Source organism: Sutcliffiella cohnii (assembly GCF_002250055.1).
Lineage (GTDB): Bacteria > Bacillota > Bacilli > Bacillales > Bacillaceae_I > Sutcliffiella > Sutcliffiella cohnii.
This window is the reverse complement of the sequence record NZ_CP018866.1, coordinates 505,694-520,919: the sequence shown is the minus strand read 5'-3', so window position 1 is coordinate 520,919 and position 15,226 is coordinate 505,694. Positions and strand designations below refer to the sequence as shown.

General features: G+C 36.8%; 12 protein-coding genes. 3 read left to right on the top strand and 9 right to left on the bottom strand.

Going from position 1 to position 15,226, the window contains the following annotated elements:
* Positions 1 to 17 precede the first annotated feature (17 nt).
* Together BC6307_RS02395 and BC6307_RS02390 are read right to left on the bottom strand one after the other, a co-directional pair.
* Positions 18 to 908 carry a carbohydrate ABC transporter permease gene (locus BC6307_RS02395; protein WP_066418145.1) on the bottom strand — a complete coding sequence of 297 codons (891 nt, stop codon included), beginning with the start codon at positions 906 to 908 and terminating at the stop codon, positions 18 to 20.
* Positions 905 to 2,014 carry an ABC transporter ATP-binding protein gene (locus BC6307_RS02390; RefSeq protein ID WP_066418143.1) on the bottom strand — a complete coding sequence of 370 codons (1,110 nt, stop codon included), beginning with the start codon at positions 2,012 to 2,014 and terminating at the stop codon, positions 905 to 907. Before BC6307_RS02390 ends, BC6307_RS02395 begins: the two co-directional genes overlap by 4 nt.
* A 407-nt stretch (positions 2,015 to 2,421) precedes the next feature.
* Here BC6307_RS02390 and BC6307_RS02385 point away from each other — a divergent pair, with 407 nt between their 5' ends.
* Positions 2,422 to 3,129: a metallophosphoesterase gene (locus BC6307_RS02385; protein ID WP_066418140.1), complete on the top strand. Its 708-nt coding sequence runs from the start codon at positions 2,422 to 2,424 to the stop codon at positions 3,127 to 3,129.
* Between the two features lie 22 nt (positions 3,130 to 3,151).
* Here the strand turns inward: BC6307_RS02385 and BC6307_RS02380 are convergent, their stop codons facing one another.
* Complete coding sequence (locus tag BC6307_RS02380; protein ID WP_066418138.1) at positions 3,152 to 4,684, bottom strand: Na+/H+ antiporter NhaC family protein; 1,533 nt, start codon at positions 4,682 to 4,684, stop codon at positions 3,152 to 3,154.
* A 220-nt stretch (positions 4,685 to 4,904) separates the two neighbouring features.
* Here BC6307_RS02380 and BC6307_RS02375 point away from each other — a divergent pair, with 220 nt between their 5' ends.
* Together BC6307_RS02375 and BC6307_RS02370 are read left to right on the top strand one after the other, a co-directional pair.
* Entirely contained in the window at positions 4,905 to 5,438 is a 534-nt protein-coding gene (locus tag BC6307_RS02375) for a sigma-70 family RNA polymerase sigma factor (RefSeq protein ID WP_066418136.1), read from the top strand.
* Positions 5,413 to 6,762, top strand: a complete 1,350-nt coding sequence (locus tag BC6307_RS02370; protein WP_066418134.1) for a DUF4179 domain-containing protein — start codon at positions 5,413 to 5,415, stop codon at positions 6,760 to 6,762. The genes BC6307_RS02375 and BC6307_RS02370 overlap by 26 nt, the downstream gene beginning before the upstream one ends.
* A gap of 37 nt (positions 6,763 to 6,799) precedes the next feature.
* On the opposite strand, the gene ybaK is transcribed toward BC6307_RS02370, so the two are convergent.
* The 6 genes from ybaK to BC6307_RS02340 form a co-directional block, all read right to left on the bottom strand.
* Positions 6,800 to 7,276, bottom strand: a complete 477-nt coding sequence (gene ybaK, locus BC6307_RS02365; RefSeq protein WP_066418131.1) for a Cys-tRNA(Pro) deacylase — start codon at positions 7,274 to 7,276, stop codon at positions 6,800 to 6,802.
* Positions 7,277 to 7,898: 622 nt separating this feature from the next.
* Positions 7,899 to 9,332, bottom strand: a complete 1,434-nt coding sequence (locus BC6307_RS02360; RefSeq protein ID WP_094366037.1) for a DDE-type integrase/transposase/recombinase — start codon at positions 9,330 to 9,332, stop codon at positions 7,899 to 7,901.
* A 282-nt stretch (positions 9,333 to 9,614) separates the two neighbouring features.
* Positions 9,615 to 10,661 (bottom strand): serine hydrolase domain-containing protein, encoded by a 1,047-nt coding sequence (locus tag BC6307_RS02355; protein WP_066422016.1) that lies wholly within the window; start codon positions 10,659 to 10,661, stop codon positions 9,615 to 9,617.
* 188 nt (positions 10,662 to 10,849) lie between these two features.
* Positions 10,850 to 11,149, bottom strand: coding sequence for a DUF3817 domain-containing protein (locus BC6307_RS02350; protein WP_066422025.1), 300 nt, complete (start codon positions 11,147 to 11,149; stop codon positions 10,850 to 10,852).
* Between the two features lie 386 nt (positions 11,150 to 11,535).
* A complete protein-coding gene (locus BC6307_RS02345; RefSeq protein WP_094366035.1) occupies positions 11,536 to 12,711 on the bottom strand; it encodes an IS256 family transposase in 1,176 nt (391 codons plus the stop codon).
* 304 nt (positions 12,712 to 13,015) lie between these two features.
* Positions 13,016 to 15,127 carry an MMPL family transporter gene (locus tag BC6307_RS02340; protein ID WP_066414920.1) on the bottom strand — a complete coding sequence of 704 codons (2,112 nt, stop codon included), beginning with the start codon at positions 15,125 to 15,127 and terminating at the stop codon, positions 13,016 to 13,018.
* Positions 15,128 to 15,226: the final 99 nt, after the last annotated feature.

The following is a 15,226-nucleotide window of genomic DNA, read 5'->3' as shown; positions in this document are numbered from 1 at the left end:
GTTCTCTCCCCCTTCTCCTAGTAAGTAACCCTACGTTTTCCAATGTAAAGTTGGATAAGGGTAAAGATAAAAATAATAATGAACAACACATACGCAGCTGCGGAAGCAATGCCGAACTGCCATTCTAAATAAAACTTGTCATATATGTAATACACAATTGTTTGTGCACTATACGCTGGTCCAGGCTTTCCATCAAAAAGTGCATACACTTCGTCAAACACTTTAAACGAATTTATTACTGCGATAATCGATACAAAGAACGTTGTTGGCGATAACATCGGAACAGTTATATGCAAAAAACGTTTCCATGAACTAGCACCGTCAATTTGAGCTGCTAAATAATATTGGTGGTTAATATTTTGTAAGCCTGCTAGAAAAATAATGATGTTATATCCGAGACTCTTCCAAATACTCATAATAATTAATGCGGGCATTGCCCAATTCGGGTCCGTTAACCAACGTATCGGATCAATCCCAATTAGCCCTAAAAAGTAGTTAAATATCCCATAGTCTGTGTGGTAAATCCAACGCCACACAATGGAAACTGCTACAACGGACGTAACGAATGGTAAAAAATATATCGATCGGAAAATACCTCTAAACTTTATTTTTGTGTTTAATAAAATGGCGATCCATAGCGATAATATAATGGACGCAGGTACGACCCCTAAAACGAAAATGAACGTGTTTTTGATGGAAGTCCTAAATTCCGGATCATTGTATATGTAAATAAAGTTGTCAAAGCCATATTCATGTACGATATTTTTAAAATAATCGTAATCTGTATAAAAGCTCATTAAAAACGACATGATGATTGGATATATATTAAAAACTCCTAAAACGATAAGAGCTGGTGCTAAATACAGAAGAGCTTTTAATGTTCCTTTTATAGTTGGTTTTTCTATCACCCTACGCGCTCCTTCTTTTCAATAGATTCAATCGCTACATTCTGTCCTGACTCGGCATCAAAAAGATGATAACGGTCTTTACGAATCGATAGTTTAATCGCATCTCCACTATTTGTTGTTTGCTCTGGGTCAAGTAATGCTCTAATTTTCAACTCCCCAACGGTAGCGGTTAATAATGTGTCACGGCCGATTCGTTCTACGAGCTCGACTCTAGCTGTAATACTATTATCTTCACTGTCTGTTACAAAGAAATCTTCTGCTCGAACGCCTAATAATAATTCTTTTTCTGAATCATTAGGAATAGCTAGCTGTTTATCAAGTTGCAAGCTATTTTTTGTGTCTTTTATATGTAATGATTGGTTACTAGGTTGATAGTTTACTGGGATCATATTGATTGGTGGATTCCCCATAAACTTGCCAACGAAAGCATTAACTGGCCTGTCATACATTTGTTGCGGTGGACTAAACTGCTGAAATTTTCCGTCCTTCATTAGTAACACTTTGTCTGATATACTCATCGCTTCTTCTTGATCATGCGTAACAAAAATAGTCGTAATTCCTACTTCTTGTTGAATGCGACGAATTTCTTCACGCATTTCTAACCTTAAGCGTGCGTCTAAATTAGAAAGTGGTTCGTCGAGCAACAGTAGCTTTGGCTGTTTTACTAGCGCACGTGCTATTGCAACACGTTGTTGCTGACCTCCTGAAAGCTGTTTCGGCTTTCGCATTAATAGATGGTCAATTTGTACGAGCTTTGCCATTTCAATCGCTCTTTCTTCCGCCTCTTTTTTAGGTACTTTTGTCATTCTTAATGGAAACATAATATTTTTTAATACGGTCATATGTGGATATAAGGCGTAGTTTTGAAACACCATCCCAATTTCTCTATGCTCTGGTTCAATATCGTTTACTAGTTTTTCACCGAAAAATAATTGTCCTGACGTAGGCTTGTACAATCCGGCTAGCATAAATAAGGTTGTACTTTTTCCACACCCACTTGGCCCTAAAAGGGATACGAGTTCCGCATCATTAATCGTCACGTTTAATCGATCCACTGCGGTAACATCGTCAAATTTCATCGTTATGTCCCTCAACTCTATTCTCAAAGATGTAACCCCCTAATATTTTCATCCTAAGTTAACATGATTCATTATACCTACCGAGTACGAAGCTGCCGTAAAAGTAGTTTGAATGTTTCGTTAAGTAATATTTGAAAATGTAAAGTAATTAATGGTTTGTAAATGTTTAGAAAGAGAGATTTCAAAACGCTTCGTTCACCAGGCGTCACCATTTTTTAAAAAGTTTTCCCTTTATCCTTGAACCATTTTGTTGCAAACAACCTAGTAGTATGAGGATAACGAGACCTAAAAAATTGAGAATAATTCGGAGAACGATTAACTGAAGATAAAAGTATGTAAAGGAGCCGTTAAGAATTTCTATCTTTTGTAAAATCAATACATAACATTATGCTAAAATATAAGGAATTACTCGCATAAAAGGGATGTGGAGATTTTTGAAGAGAATGCTTGCTATTAGTGATATTCATGGAGATATAGAGAAATTTGAAAAACTTTTACACCTAGTAGACTTTCGTAATGATAAGGATCAATTGCTGTTATTAGGAGATTATATCGATCGTGGACCAAGCTCTAGAGATGTATTAAATTCGGTTCAAAGATTAGTAGAGGATGATGGTGCAATAGCGCTAATTGGGAATCACGATAAAATGATGGTAGATGCCTTTTTGACGGATGATCCTATGAACGTAAAAAGATGGTTTTATAACGGTGGAATAAAGACACTGCAAAATTACGGGTATAACATTGAAAAAGATGATGCGAAGTATTGGTATACGACAGAAGAAATGCCTGAACCTCTTCAAATGAATGACGAAATACGCGAACACATTGAATTTCTTCAACAGCTTCACCACTACTATGAGACGGATACGCATATTTTTGTTCATGCCGGAGTTCATCCGACAAGTCCGGTTGAAGAAACGGATCTTCAAACGTTAGTGTGGATTCGTGAAGAATTCCATCAAGGCTATAACGGCGAAAAAACAGTCGTTTTTGGTCATACACCGGTAAAACATTTACATAAAAGTGAAGACGTATATTTTGGTCGAAACAAGATTATTGGAATAGATGGTGGTTGTGCGTACGGTGGGAGATTATATTGTTTAGAAGTGAGTAGTTCAAAAGTTATGTATGTAGACTGAGTATAAAAAAAACCTTTCCCCATTACGAGGAAAGGTTTTTCGTGTCTATATTTAACCCTTTTTGTCTTCTTGCGAGTAGTACTACTGTAACTACCATTAATACAATTGCTAATAGAAGTGACATTACGTTTCCAGTTAGTCCTGCTACTAAATAGGCAACCATTGCCGCTCCACCGTTTAATAATGCATACGGTAATTGCGTTTTCACGTGGTCAATATGGTCACACCCAGCACCAGTCGAAGCTAAAATCGTAGTATCAGAGATTGGTGAACAATGGTCTCCGAATAATCCTCCTGATAAAACGGCTCCAATTGCAATATAAATTGATGCATCGAAATGGAATGCCATCGGAATTGCTAGTGGCATCATAATGGCAAACGTCCCCCATGAACTACCAGTTGCAAATGACATAGCCGCTCCTGCAATAAATAAAATAACAGGAATTAAGTATGCTGGTACATTACCGTCCATTACTTCAACGATATAGTTAGCCGTTCCCGCGTTTTTAATAACGGTACCTAACGCCCAAGCTAGAACTAGTGTAATGGCCACGTTCATCATTCGTTGCATACCTGACATGTAAATTTCTAATGCTTCGCCAAACTTTTTCACTTTATAGTAAACCATCATAATAATTAATAGAATAGCAGCAAACAAATACGCAGTCGTTAAGGCAACGCGGAAATCACTTCCGCCAATTCTTTCAAACGGGAAGCCTAAAGAAATTAAAATTCCAAATAACGTAACGAGTAATGTTAATAATGGTAACCAAATTAAGCTCGCTTTACTTTTTGTTGCTGAGATTTCTTGCATCGTTTCTGACTTACGTAGCGGTTTAGATTCAGGCCAATATAGCGCCCCTGTTTCTTGAACCCTTTTCTCCGCCTTTGCCATCGCTCCAAAATCTAATTTCGTAAACGCAACAAGCGGCACCATTAATAATGTAAGAATTGGGTAAAATTGATACGGAATTGCCGCAACAAACGCATCCCAATCTGATTCTGCAAGACTTAACGCTTCAAATTCTTTTTGAATAAGTCCCATAATGTAAACGCCCCAGCCGATAAACGGGATAAGAACTGCTACTGGTGACGCTGTTGAATCAATAATCCACGCTAATTTTTCTCTAGAAAGTTTTGCTTTATCAAAAACTTTTTCAAAAATAGGTCCATTTAATAATGGTGTCCCTAAATCCGAGAAGAAAATAATGATCCCACCAAACCATGCAGCTAACTGTGTTTTCACTTTCGTGTTAAGGAAATGAATAACCTTGTCCGCAAATGCTGCAGCCCCACCGGAACGCTCCATTAACGCAACGAATCCTCCGATAAATACTAACAACACTAGCACTCCTGCATTATAACTATCTGTTAGTTGGACGAATAAATATTCACCTATTATTGTTTTCGTTGCCGTTAATGGCGCCCAACTACTTAATATTAAAACCCCTGAGAAAGTACCGAAAAATAATGATATAATGACATTTTTTGTCATGATTGCAATAATAATCGCTAACACTGGTGGTATTAACGACAACCAACCGATATGCTCCATTTTATGTTCCTCCTGTTGTTATTTTTTATATAATTATGAACTTGATTAATTATGCAACATTACGCATATTAATTCAATAGTTTTTTAAAAAATATTTTTATATTTTTAATTGGAACGGTTACAAGTTTTGTTTGGTCTAATAAGTAGAAACATTCAATCAAGACGGTCTTTATTAATGTTTTTATAGTAAAATGGAAATTTAGGGAAGGGAGGATTTACGGTGTTTACATCCTTTTTTAAACGTACAGAGGAACATTCCTTTGAAGTTTTAATAAAAAATGAGCGAGAAAAACTCTATAAAATTGCATATTCCTATGTGAAAAATGAACAAGATGCGCTAGATATCGTTCAAGATGCGATTATTAAAGGCTATAAATCTTTTCACAAGTTGAAAGAAAAGAAGTACTTCTCTACTTGGATTACTCGTATTGTCATAAATTCTGCTATTGACCATATTAGAAAATCAAAAAACGTCATTTATTTAGATCAGGAGTGGCTAACTCCAGAACGAAGCCACGAAAACCAATCAATAATTTCGATGGATATGGAGCAAGTATTTGATCAATTAAAGCCGGAACAAAAAACATTACTATTACTACGGTTTTACTCCGGCTATTCAATACCAGAAATTGCTCATATGTTAGAAAAACCAGAAGGAACAATCAAATCACAACTTCACCGCGCTCTAACAAAAGTGAAAGAAAAATTAGAAAACGGAGGGGAAACATATGGATCAAATGGAACGGAATATTAAAAGTATGGTAGATAGTGTTGACGTACCTAGTACGAAATTAGACGAGACGGTTAATCGTTCACTACAACTTGCAAAAAAGCAAACTAAACAAACGTTTAATAGAAAGCAAAATATATTTGCGTCTTTAGCTTCGATTTTTGTTTTGGCAATTGGTGCTCTACTTTTCTCGTCCTACTATGAAAAAACTGATAATGAGAACTCTATTACAGCAAGTTTACCTGACAATAGTATTATTTATCATAGAGGCGACCAAGGGCTCAAAAGAATGGTAGAAGAAGGAAGAGTGAACAAAAACACTCTTATAGCAGAAGACCAAGGTATAAGAGTATTTTTAGAAGAGTCATATTTAGACAATTATCAAATGGCAATCTCATATCGAGTAGATGGATTAGATTTGTTAGGAAAAGAGACTATTATTAATTGGGAATTATACGTAAATGGTGAGTCTGTAGGTGGGTCTAGTTTGGGTGGTCTAGTAAATAGAGATTTGTTTTACAAAGGGGATATTTTACCTACCCTTCATACAAACGACTTTCCAGATGAAGGAGAAGTTAAACTTCACATAACTAGTATAGATAACATAAAAGGGAACTGGATTTTCCAATTTCCTATTAAGAAAGAGGAAGAATACATAACTCTTTCCTCTCTTCCGAAAAAAGAAGATGAAAATGAAAATTCCTTTAACATTAGAAAAGTTGAATTAACACCAACTACATTATTAGTGGATGCGATTACTAAACTAGCAGAAGAAAGACGAATAGCTGTAGATCATTATATGCATGATTTTTTTGTTACTGCAGTCGGATTTGATGGTGAAATGCACATTGAAAGAGTTAACAGAAGTTGGTCAAATTCTAGTAGTAACATTATTCAGCCAGGGAAAACGTATAAAGAAACAGTAGAAATCACTCGTTCTAATAATTTATATAAATATAAATTAACTCCATTCCTTGTAAAATATAATGGCTATAAAGTCGACCATAACAGCGGGACTGGGGAATCCTATAGATACTATGAAATCACTGCTCCATTTGAAGTAGGGTCAACATTACAACTGGAATCAAATATAGAAGTTTTAAAAATTGAAGGAAAGAACGACGCTACAGTAGTGTACTATAAAATGAATGATGAATTACCGATTTTCCCACGAATTATAGATATAGATTCGAACGAAGAATTCATGGCAAAGTCTTATAAAGTTGAAAATGATTATATTAAAGTGACATATCCTAAAGTTGACCTTTCAAGTAATTTAGAGCTTATGTTATATGACGCAACATATGAAGTATATTCTGATTTAGCAATTGAGTTTGATATGAAGTAAAAAGTATGGTCTGGACCTTAATCAAAGTTCCAGACCTTTATTTTATGACATCTACTAACATGGCATTTGTAACTTCTTTCAAATCTCCCACTGTCAACTCCAACTGCACACCTATTTTCCCACCACTTACTATTATTTTCTCCAGACCTTCAGCACTTTCATCAATCACCGTCGGATACACTTTTTTCATTCCAATTGGCGAACAGCCACCACGAATATATCCCGTCCATTTTTGAATATCCTTTACCGGGATCATTTCAATCTTTTTTTCGTTTACTGCCTTTGCACCCTTTTTAAGATCTAGTTCGTCATTAACCGGGATAATATATACGTATATATTTTTACTATTTCCTTGAGCGACAAGTGTTTTATACACACTTCTAACATCTTTACCGATTTTCTCTGCAACGGAAACTCCATCAATTTTACCGTCTTTACTTTCATACGTTATAATCTCGTAGGGAATTTTTTTAGAATCAAGTATTCTCATTGCATTCGTTTTACTAACTTTCAATTCACGCATCCCCATTTCATTCTTTTTTATATATATTAGCAATATCTTTTGCTCTTTGCATCATCCTTCTTGGGTATTTTTGGTTAAAATGAATACGCACATCTCATACTATTAGTAGAAATGTTTAAGGAGAGTTATACAATGGCGCAAAACGAACAAATTCCACATGATCCAAGTTTAGAAAAAAGCTTAGTAAATTTAAAGAAGGAATGCTCGTTTTACTGGATATGTCGGCGAATCATAATACATCCTTGTGGAAAATGCCACATGAATTTTGCCCTGAACGATTTAAAGAATGGAACGGAAGTCTAAAACCTGAAGTAAACCTTCTCTTCTTACTTCATCAAAGGTATGCGAAGTAGAAACTTCCCATTGGTAGTGTCAAAAGTTCTATGAAAAACTAGCACGGTTCATACTACCTACCATTTATTAGGTGGAAATACCACGCTATCGCTCTTGACAAACACACCAATGGTTTATTCAGAGGTCAATCAAGGGCGAAGGGAACAAAAGAAGGCATGCTAAATAAACCCTTGACTTTTTCCATTTTAAACCATTGGTAAATTCGGTTTGTCAAGAGTTCGCTTCGTCGATAGCTGAATAGGGCTCAGCTAAACAAAAGTTAGGCTGACTGTTGTTGAATCCAGTCTTGAGCTAATCCAATAAGGGCTGTCCATTTCGCTGGCATGGTTGGTAGCTTTTCTAATTCTGGAATTGTTACTGGCACTTTACCTTCAAGTGAAGAATGTGGACGTAAGAAGTTAAAGTAAGCCACAAACAATGTCACAAAAGAAACAGATCCTTGTTCAGAACCAAAGCCGTGCGTCGATCGATAATTCCCTTTAAACGTGCGATTTAGTCTCTCGATGATTTGCTTGAGAGGTCGATACTCTCTAGAGACATCGTCTTCATTTGTTAGCCCGATGACCTGTTTTACGTCAAACGATATGCTGTTCTCTGCGAAGAAATGCTGTGCCAACAAGTAAATAGGGTTACCATCTACTACAAATTGTAGGTTTTCGGGTATTTCTTTCAGCTTCACTAGTACTTCATCAATCGCTCGTATCGCTGTTGCGGTGTCGCGATTTGGCGACACTGGATACGAAAGAATGACTTTCTTGACCGCATCAAAAAAGAAAAACAGGTAATGCCAACGACCGTTGACCCGGATGTACGTTTCATCCCCACAGAATTGATCCGACAGCTCATACGGAAAGTAGTCAATATAAGGCTTGAGCCATAATGCGACGCTGTTTTCGTAGTTTAGGATACTTTGATGGGAGACAGACACACCGTGAATATCCTTCATGATCGCGGCCGTTTTACGGGCCGATAATCCGTAATTGACATGGTACGTCAAGATGAGCCCAAGTGTATGCGGTGAAACATACAATCTTGATAAATCGACTTTTGGCTGCTCTGGTGACTGTTTTGATAACGGTTGATAGTCGATGTGAAATTTCCGATAAATATATCGAACTTTCAGCGATTGTGGATCTTCTTTAAACAGTTTTTTCTCTTTTTTGGTCATGGCATTCAAGTTCTTTTGATAATAAGTACAACTATCATTTTTACACTTAAACACGTGAAAATCTTTTCGTTCTTTAATTTTTTCTAGCGTTTTAAGACAGTGAGGACACTTAAGGATGGCCTCTTTCTGATAACGACTCTTTTTATTGAAAACACACGCACACACCTTACATTGATATTGTCCTTTTCCTCCGTTGTTTGCGTACAGATACGCAGAAGGAGCACCACACTTCGGACAACATAATGTAGACGGTACAGGTGTAGAATTCGCTCGACGCTGTACTGGTTTTAACGGTTTCCCTTTGGACTGAAGGTGTTCCGCTAATAAAAGTTGATAATTGAGCATTTTAGGTTTTTCAATGATAGGTAACTCATCAATTTGAAGCTTTCGATAAGGCTGATTAACAGGAGCTTCTTTTGGTTTATCGAACATGCTTTTTCCAATCAAAAGAGTAAGCAAAGTTCGAATAATTTGTTCTTGATAGTTTATAAAAGTTAATAAATAGGTTATAATTTGAGGGTACAAATTGTCACTTCCTTTTCTGGAATTGGGTGTTGTGGTAACCTCAATTATCTACAGATTTCAGGGGGTGGCAATTTTTTTGCTTATAAAGCCCTCTAATATAGGATTTAATAGCCTATTTTTATATAAAGTTTTGACAATACGTTCCCATTCACCGGGGGTAGGTTATGAATTTATCTGCTTGTCCTTGGTTGAAATAGATTAATAGAGTTGCGGTTACTAAAATCACAATTACGGTAAGACATGTTAGATTCCTTTCGTTCTATTTTAGATATCGGTATGGTTTTAATTTATGTAGTCGATAATATAATTTCTTAATAACGCATAATGTACTGGGTATTCCTCATCTGGAAACCTTCCTGTAAAAACTACCACTAAATTGTTACTAGGAATTACAAAAATATATTGACCTAATGCGCCAGCAGCAAAATAATAATCCTCCCTTCCATGGCTTCCAATTACCCATTGATACCCGTATCCCTTTGCTAAAAAGTAGTCTCCGTTTGAATATTTTGCTGTACTTTCTTCGACCCATCCTTCTGGTATAATCCTTTCCCCATCCCATATACCATCTTGCAACATTAAGTAGCCTATTTTCGCCATTTCATATGGGGAAAGGGCTATTCCTCTTCCACCTCGGTAAAAACCTCCATTGAATTGATTCCATGTATATTTTTCGATTTTAAGAGGGTTAAAAAGCTTTTCCTCCGCATAGTTTGGCGTTGGTTTTCCTGTAGCTCTTTCTATAATGACAGACAATAGGTCCGAACCACCTGTATTATAGACAAAGATACGATCTGGTTCTCTATCTATAGGTTGGCTAATGAAATAGTCAATAGGGTCTGATACAGCGCCAGTCATTTCCTCATTTCCCGTTCCCCATTTTATCCCTGACCTCATCGTTAGTAAGTCTCTTATTGTTATTTTTTTTAAGTCTTCATACGTATCCTTCTCTTTTATCTCCGGTATGAAATCTTCTATACTTTGATGGACACTTTCTATATGTCCTTCTCCAATTGCAATACCAATTAACATCGACATAATACTTTTAGTAGCTGAGTTAATTTCTTTAATTGTATTATTGTTATCTATTCCTATTCCGTAATCTTCTATGATTTTTCCATCTTTTATAATTAACATTGTGTGGATTTGCGGTCGTTTTTCTAGGGCGTGATACAAACCTTCTCTTCTTTTCTCGTCAAATGTATGGGTAGTTGACACTTCCCATTTTCCGTCGGGGTAGGTTATGACCTTTTCTGCTTGCCCGCTATATAAAAATATTAATAAAATCGCTGTTAATAAAATTGGTATTAGAATTATTAACTTTTTCAAATTCTTACCCCTTTCAAAAATGATTAAAATGTAAGACTATAATAATATTGTAGACTTCTAAAATTAGAGTTTTTATTGAAAAAATAATTAATTATTAGCCCATTAAATTGTCCTTTTTGGAAATATTTTTTCAACATATAAAAAAGCCTCCCCAAAAAGTGAAGTATTACTTTGAGGTAGGCCCTTTGTTAGTTTACATATTGTGATTTCTTTAAAAACATATCTAGTAAAAAGTTTCCGAATGGAATGAAGGCTACTGCAATTGCACTAACTATCCATTTAAACGACCAACGAACTTTAAGTGTTGTGTAGCCGATAATAAATAGATACAAAATGAAGAGAAATCCGTGTAGCGAACCAACGAATGTGACTGCTTCTGGAATGTTCGCTGCGTATTTTAAAGGCATGGCAATGAACAACAGAACAATTAAGGAAGCGCCTTCAATGAATCCGATAATACGAAACTGATCAATTGGAGTTTTTGGCATATATGTATCATCCTTCTTTTTTATTTATCTTATTTTACCAATCTATGAGACAAGAAGTCTACATATGTTTGTATTCATAGGGGTATTTGGGGAAGGTTGGACAACATGCCCCCGTTACTGTATAACAACTTGGCCGTTATACTTGGGCTTATCCTCAGATCAATCTTTTGGAGCACAAATTCTAGTTTCTGAACCTTTTATTTGCGGTACCCCTCTTTTTATTTGCTATAACTATCCTTTTATTTGCGGTAACCACCTTTTTATTTGCGATACCATCTTTTTATTTGGTACTGTCAATAATTATGTGTAAGCATTTGTACTCAATGAGTTATATGTCTTTGTTAGTGGAGGATTCAGGCAGCCGCGGCTGCCTGAATCCTCCACTTTTAGGCTTTGGGATACCGCTCCTCAAACATTTTTAATATTTGATCATGAGCTAGGCCGAATCCACTTAGTTTTCTTCTTGACCAGCGCTCGTTATAGTCGATAGAGGTCAGGTACGTAATCTTTTCAGCTGCTTCAATGTTAGGCAGGCTATTCATGGTTTTTAACCTCTTGCGGATTTCCTTAATGGTACGCTCAATAAGATTTGTAGTGTAGATGTACTTTTGGACATCCTCAGGGTAGCGTAAAAAGGTTAAGAGTACTGGAAGGTCTTCTTCCCAAGAAGCTATTTCTCGACTGTAGCGCTTTTTCCATTTCTCCCTGAGCTCTCCGAACGCTTTCTCAGCTTCTTCGTATGTGCTTGATGTATAGACTTTTTTAAAATCAGTACTTAGCTCAGCTTGATCCTTCTTACGTGCTTTATTCATAGTGGAACGGACCTTGTGTATTACACAACGTTGAACATCAGCTTTTGGAAAGATGGAACGAAATGCCTCTTCGAGACCAGTCAGTCCGTCAAAAACGCCTAGCAGTACTTCCTGTACTCCTCTGTTGCGCAGGTCCTGGAGGATTTCCTTCCAACCATTTGAAGATTCTATTCCTCCTACATAAAAACCAAGGATTTCCCTGTGGCCTTCCGGAGTAATTCCTAGAACAATATAGACAGCTTCTTTGGCTACTGTATCTCTACGAATCTTTACAAATAAAGCATCAAGAAATAAAGCACAATAGCGCTCCTTTAAAGGGCGGTTCTGCCATTCAATCACATCCTCCATCACGGCAGATGTGATATTCGATATGGTGCCAGGGGAATATTGTTCCCCAAGCAAGTTTTTCAAGATGCTCCCTACCTGACGGACTCCAACCCCGTGTTGATAAAGTTGAACAACGAGCTCATCTACTGCAACCATTCGCCTCTGATAAGGCTCAAACATATTAGTTGTGAACTCTCCCTTACGATCACGGGGAACAGCCAAATCTTCAACGCGGCCATACATGGTGTCGAGAGTCCTCGGATAGTATCCGTTACGCGAATTTCCTTCTCCGACAGGTTCGTTCTCTAGTACACTCTTGATTTCCTCACGCAAGATAGTTTCTATTTTCTCCTTTAGGAGATCCTGCATGGAGATTTTTAAGATAGTGGCTAAATCTAATTTATCTGTGTTAAAATGAGACATGGATAAAGTACTCCTCTCAAAGGTTATTGTGGTGATAACTCAGAGAGTACTTTGTCCTTTTTTATTTGTCTAGCAAAAGGACTTACACATACTTTTATACATCATCTTTTATTTGCGTTTACCACTTTTTATTTGCGATACGCCCTTTTTATTTGCGATAACCTCATTTTTATTTGCGTTAACCACATTTGCGAATCCCTCCTACTTGCGAAAATGGACCACCCCACATTCCCAGCCCTCCACTCTACAAAAAACACCCGCTCCTACCGCCCAACCGCGATAAAAACGAGTGCGAAACTATAATTTAATTATTCTTCTCGCTAACTACTGCTTTATCATCTTTCTCAAATAATACTAGTAAGCCAGGTAGTAAAAATCCTCTTATAATGAACGTATCAATTAATATTCCGACAGCAACGATAAATCCGAACACGAACAATAACTCAATTGGTTGCGTCATTAAAACTGCGAATGTTGCGGCTAGTATTAAGCCTGCAGATGAAATAACGCCTCCAGTGTTCGCTACCGCAATTTCTACTGCCTTTTTCACAGAGTGCTTTTTCCGTTCCTCTTGGAATCGTGACACTAACATAATGTTATAGTCAATTCCTAATGCTACGAGGAAGACGAATGCATATAGCGGTACTCTGTTGCTGATTGTATCAATGCCGAAGAACAACTCCGTTAAGAACATTCCAATTCCTAATGCAGCAAGGAATGAAACTAATATAGTTCCCATCATGTATATTGGCATTTTCACAGACTTCGTTAACACAATTAACATTAAAAAGATTAATATCGTTTCTAATATAACGATAAGGATCGTATCACGATTATTATAATCACGGTTATCCACTTGTTTCGCTGTTTCTCCAGCAAAGTACAAATTTCCGTCTAAGTTCCCTATTAATGCTGCTTCTTCATTCATCATTGTTTCCATCGCATCAATGGACTCAACAGAATAAGGGCTTTCTGCAAATGTAACACTGTAGCTTACGACTTTACCATCTTCAGCAACACCATTCACCCGAACATTATCTACTAACGATTGTTCGGATAATCTTACTCTTAACTCTTCCTGTTGTTCAGGAGTTAACACATCCGTACCTTCCAATAAAACAGTTGAAGGAGCTAAGTCCCCTGGTGCGAACTTCTCTTCTAACAATTCATAACCATAACGTGATGGCATGTCTTCAGGGAAAGATTTCATCGTATCAAATTCATATTTTAAATTGAACATATTTAACGATGAGATAATTAAGAAAATAACAACAACACCTACCGCGAGCCCTGGCTTTCTAACGACGAAACGCCCAACACGACTCCAAACAGAGTTCGTTTTAACCTTTGCTTCTCCCACTTTCGGTACTTTCGGCCAGAATGATTTACGACCGAATAGTGCGAATAGGGCTGGTACTAACGTTACGGAAGCTAAAATGATAACAACAAGTGCTGTTGCAAATGTTGGTGCAAAGTTGCGGTAATCTCCAGATTGAGCGACAAACAATACGAGCATTGCAGCTAATACGGTACCTCCAGAGAAAAAGACTGGCATTCCCGTTTCTCTCATAGCACTTCTCATTGCAGTGAATTTGTCCTCGTGATCTTTCAATTCTTCACGGAAACGTGAGAACACGAATAACGAGTAATCAATGACAGCTGCAAATAATAATATCAACATAATCGACACGGTTTGCTGACTAATTAATACACCTGTACTTCCTAAAATACCGAGTGATTTCATTACAACTTCATGTACGATACCCGCCGCTAATAAAGGAATTAACGCTAATAATGGTGAGCGATAAATGATAATTAGTAATACTAGTATTAATCCAACTGTAGAGAAAATTAAAACTAAGTCCGCTCTTGAAAATAAATCAAGCGTGTCTGCAGCAATACCTGCTGGACCAGTTATATACAAATTAAGATTTGTTGTGCTTTCAACCACTTCATATATTTGTTCATTTACAGCTTTAATCTCTTTTGATTCTAAGCTTCCATCCAATGTAACTGGAACGATAGCAGTTGTTCCATCTTCGGAGAAAAAGCTCTCAACAGCTTGAGGTGGAAGCGCTGCTAACGGAATTACTTGTGCCAAGCCTTCGATGCCTTCGTCCTCGATTGCACTAACTGCACTAACTAAATTTGTTAACTCGATAGTGCCAGATTGTGATTCAAAAACTAAGATAGCTGGAACTCCGTCACTATCTGAAAAATATTGATCCACTTTACTTTGAGCTATTACTGCTTTAGCATCACTAGGTAGGGCATCAATACTTGAAACTTGATAATCTTTTACACTAGGTGCAAAAACAGTTAAAACCGCGGTCACAATTAACCAAAGGCTTAATGTAATCCACATCCCTTTTTTCGTTGAGACACGGTCCGTTATCGCTTGTAAAAATAATTTCATAGTGTATCTCCTCATATAAAAGTTTATAGTGACAAGTGTGTCACTTTGGAAATGAAAATAGACACTAATGCCACTTAACTATTATCGTTTATTAGTGAC